Source organism: Thermosyntropha lipolytica DSM 11003, assembly GCF_900129805.1.
GTDB lineage: Bacteria > Bacillota > Syntrophomonadia > Syntrophomonadales > Syntrophomonadaceae > Thermosyntropha > Thermosyntropha lipolytica.
In genome coordinates this window covers 1-3704 of the sequence record NZ_FQWY01000068.1, presented here as the reverse complement: position 1 = coordinate 3704, position 3704 = coordinate 1, and the positions used below count along the sequence as shown (strand labels likewise).

At 35.0% G+C, this 3704-nt stretch carries 3 protein-coding genes and 2 pseudogenes; 2 read left to right on the top strand and 3 right to left on the bottom strand.

Annotated elements, in window-relative coordinates; all coding sequences use genetic code 11:
* Positions 1 to 99: 99 nt before the first annotated feature.
* Positions 100 to 567 (top strand): annotated as a pseudogene (locus BUB92_RS11895) (IS4 family transposase); the annotation flags it as partial.
* A 190-nt stretch (positions 568 to 757) separates the two neighbouring features.
* Entirely contained in the window at positions 758 to 1198 is a 441-nt protein-coding gene (locus BUB92_RS10825) for a hypothetical protein (protein ID WP_073093562.1), read from the top strand.
* 271 nt (positions 1199 to 1469) lie between these two features.
* Here the strand turns inward: BUB92_RS10825 and BUB92_RS10820 are convergent, their stop codons facing one another.
* From BUB92_RS10820 to BUB92_RS12055, 3 genes and pseudogenes are all read right to left on the bottom strand, one after another.
* Positions 1470 to 1832, bottom strand: coding sequence for a transposase (locus BUB92_RS10820; protein WP_073093560.1), 363 nt, complete (start codon positions 1830 to 1832; stop codon positions 1470 to 1472).
* Between the two features lie 387 nt (positions 1833 to 2219).
* Positions 2220 to 2621 carry a hypothetical protein gene (locus BUB92_RS11440; RefSeq protein WP_143156952.1) on the bottom strand — a complete coding sequence of 134 codons (402 nt, stop codon included), beginning with the start codon at positions 2619 to 2621 and terminating at the stop codon, positions 2220 to 2222.
* A gap of 316 nt (positions 2622 to 2937) precedes the next feature.
* Positions 2938 to 3066 (bottom strand): annotated as a pseudogene (locus BUB92_RS12055) (ATP-binding protein); the annotation flags it as partial.
* Positions 3067 to 3704: the final 638 nt, after the last annotated feature.

Genomic DNA, 3704 nt, shown 5'->3' with positions numbered 1-3704 from the left:
TTCGCAATCTTTTTCCAGATAAATATAAGGGGATTTGGAAAAAGATTGGCGATTGGCTCGAAGGTCCCAGGTATTTATTTAAACGCGAATAAGTAAATTATTCAGAACCGTAACAACAAGCGTGAATGGCTGTCAATACTAACTACCGATACAACGCTCGAAGACCAGGAAATCATTCGTATTTACGGCATGAGATTGAGTATCGAAGTATTTTTCAAAAGTGCCAAATCACTGCTAAAACTAGGCTCCGAATTCCAGGGCAGAAATTACGATATGCTCATAGCCCATACAACCATTGTTTTTACCAGATATATTTTGCTGGAATGGGAACGACGTAACAACTAGGATTCACGTAGTTCCGGAGAAATATTCTATTTGTTATGCGATGAGGTACAGGATATTGACTACCAGACTGCCATACGGTATCTTTTGCTTTTTATTGCCGAACTGCGCAAAAAAATTCCCCAGGATTTATACGCAGAAATTTTGTGTCAAGTCCGATATTGGATTGCTGGCCAACCAGCATATATTAGGGCTTTGATGCCTGTTTTAAACTGCGAAATTTGAGTTAAAGAATAATAAATGATTTCGTTAGCAACACTCCCACGACTAAAAGTGCATGGGATTATTGAGTGATTAAACCGAGGCACTTATGCTATAGGAGTATGATCTCAAGCTAACACCCCTCCCATACCAGTGCGTATTAAAAATAAAAAATATTATTGAGAGAAAATCGCAGATTACAGGAGGCGTTTTTATGGATAAAGACAACAATTTAGTTATGAGATTTGTTAAGTATTTAGCATTAATAAATATTGTATTGCTTTTATATACTGCTTTCATAAAGTATTCACCCTATTCATCGGATTGCTTTAGCTGTCATAATCAATTATTTATGCCTATGACCGAGGTTGCTATAGCATTAACAGGAGCATTGGCCTCGCTTAGTATTTTTCTACTTATTGTCTTTTGGTATAGAAGTAAATACGTGGCTCATATTACCATTGGTTTTACTGCTTTATGTGCAGTTTTTGCAACCTTTTTACAAGTAATTCAGTTTACAGTTAAAACCAATGGCATTTGTTATTATTGCTTTATTGCTGCATCTATATTCTATTTAATATTTATCATAATTCTATTTCAGTCAATTATTAATAAAAAAATATTCACCACTAATTACAATGCTACTTTTAAATAAGATTATAACGATATTAGTACCGCCCTGGCCCCTTATTAATGTAAAAAATCTGTTTAAATCTAGAGCTCTTTGAAAATTACATAAAATTACTGTCATACATAATAGAATAATAGATTTATGTGATCATTTAAAACTTATATTAAGCTGCCTGGGTTAAAGAAGAATTCTTTTTATGAAGTTCATAATATTCAGCAGGAGCAAGATATCCCAAACTAGCATGTATTCTTCGATGGCTGTAATATTCCAGGTACTGGCTTATTATTTCATATGCTTATCTAAAATTCGTAAATTCATTGCAAATATAACGTTCTTCTTCCAAAATAGAATGGAATGCCTCTATATGTGCGTTCATATTGGGAGTTTTTACGGGTATTCTCTCATGTATCAATTTTAATTCCTGGCAAGTTTTGGAAAATTTAACTGACATAAACTGCGGCCGGTTATCAGTTCTTACTATTTCTGCTTTAGGTAAAGTCTTTACAGATCCGGTTTGGCGATATTCTTTAATCCAGGTATGAATAGTATTAGTTGAAATATTATAACGCCGGGCCTGGGTAGCTGCATTGCCTGTTTCCTGGCATTTTTTGATAATTTGCTCTTTAAACTCATCACTGTACTGACTTTTGCTACTCATTAACATCTACCCCCATTTCCTTATTAAAGGTTATCATATTAGACAGATTTTCTCCCAAAGTTTTGGGGGCTAAATAGATAATAACAATTGAGCAATTGGGAATGGTTCCGATTTGATGATTTTTACCGAAAAAAAATAAAAACCTTAAAAAGAACCATCAGACTATGTAAAGGGTAGAGGCGAGAGAAAAAGTAGCCTTTATACAGTTACTGACTACAAAGAGAGGAGAATTTTAATGTATGGTGCAACTAAAAGGTATTTTACCTGGATTCAAAGTAATTTCGCCAATTTTGTGCTGGTAATTGTTATTCACTTTTTTTTATCCTTTATACCTATAATAACTGGTTTTTACGATTCGGTTATGCTCGATTTTGTTTTTTGGGGTATTTACTGGGTTTTTGAGCTGCTTTGGGTGATTATTTTTTTAAATCTTTTAAATGCAGATTCTGTGCAAACTATAAAATGCCAGAAGATATTTTGTGATAGCATAAAAATTATACCTAGAATCCTTTTAGGAGTCATTGTATTGTTCGGCATCGTTGCAGCTTTTATGCTGGCTATTTTGGAAGTTATTAACCTTGATCCTATCAGGCAGATATTTTTGCTGGCGGTATGTATTTTTATTATTATTTTTCTGTTTTCAATGGTTTTGTATGTTCCCATCATAATCATTAATAAAGATACCGGGCTTATTGAAGCATTAAAGATCAGCCTTAAATTGGCATGGAGTAAGAATAATATGCTGTTTCTTTGCTTTATTAGCTTGATTGGAATTCTATCAAAGATCATATCAATTGGTTTTGTTTTTCCCAGATCGTATGTGTTATTTACAGTAAGCGACGGGATTGTTGTTGCCTTTCTCTTAAGTTATATATTTGCAGTTCTGTATTATAATTACTTGAGGTTGGACTGTGGGAGTTAGTTCAATTATTTATGCGGGAGGGGTTTGATAAAAAGGGGTTGCCTGGGCAGGGAGTCCCTTTTTACTGTTTTTTGTGAGAGGGAATTTCCCATTTTTGCAAAGATTTTTCCCCAGGCACCGGGGGAATTTTTATGTTAACTTAACTGCCTTAGGAGTGATTGTCTCATCCGGTAGCCTTGACCATCAAAGATCAAAAGGAACATAACCCCATTTGCCGCAAATCAGAAGATCCGCTTTGGAAAGCTGTTTTATTAACCCGGAAAGTTTACCTCCCTTTCTGGCTTCAACAAGCCTTTTTACCAGTGCTGTAGTGCGGAAAAACTTAAGATATGTTTAACGTTTTAAGTTTTAACTTTAGCGTTCAAGTCCTCCTGATAGATATACTTGCGTATTGTTTCCCGGTATTTCTAGAACTCCCGGGCTATCTCGTTGATATTTTGCTCTTTCATAAAGAACGCTTTTCTGATATCATCAATTTGGGTCATTATGATTATCCTCCTTTCCTCCCTTGCAGTTAAGTTGTTTCTAACTACAAGGGTAAAGGTTTTTTGAGGTGCCTGCAATGACCTTTGCAAATTTGGGGATTTCTGAATTGCAAAAGTGGGAATTTTATTTTGCAACTCTGTCCTTTTTAATTATGCAATAAACATACTATATTTTTGCGGCCTGGTTTTGAAACAGGAAAATAAACCTTTAACCTACTTAAAACCGGAGTCCAGGCTTAATTAATAGTCAGCAGGTTTTTCCCTTTATCTATAGGTAGAGGCATATGTAAACGCTAACATAAAAGTGAGCCAAAAAAGTAGAAACGCTAGCGAAAAAGTGGACCACTCTGCCAGACCAATCCCCCATCATTGAAAGTGGAACAACACAATGATTGGGGGAGATAGGAGTGATCAGAGTGGACCAATATCATCTTATCAGACATTTGTATTTAGTGGAAGGGATGT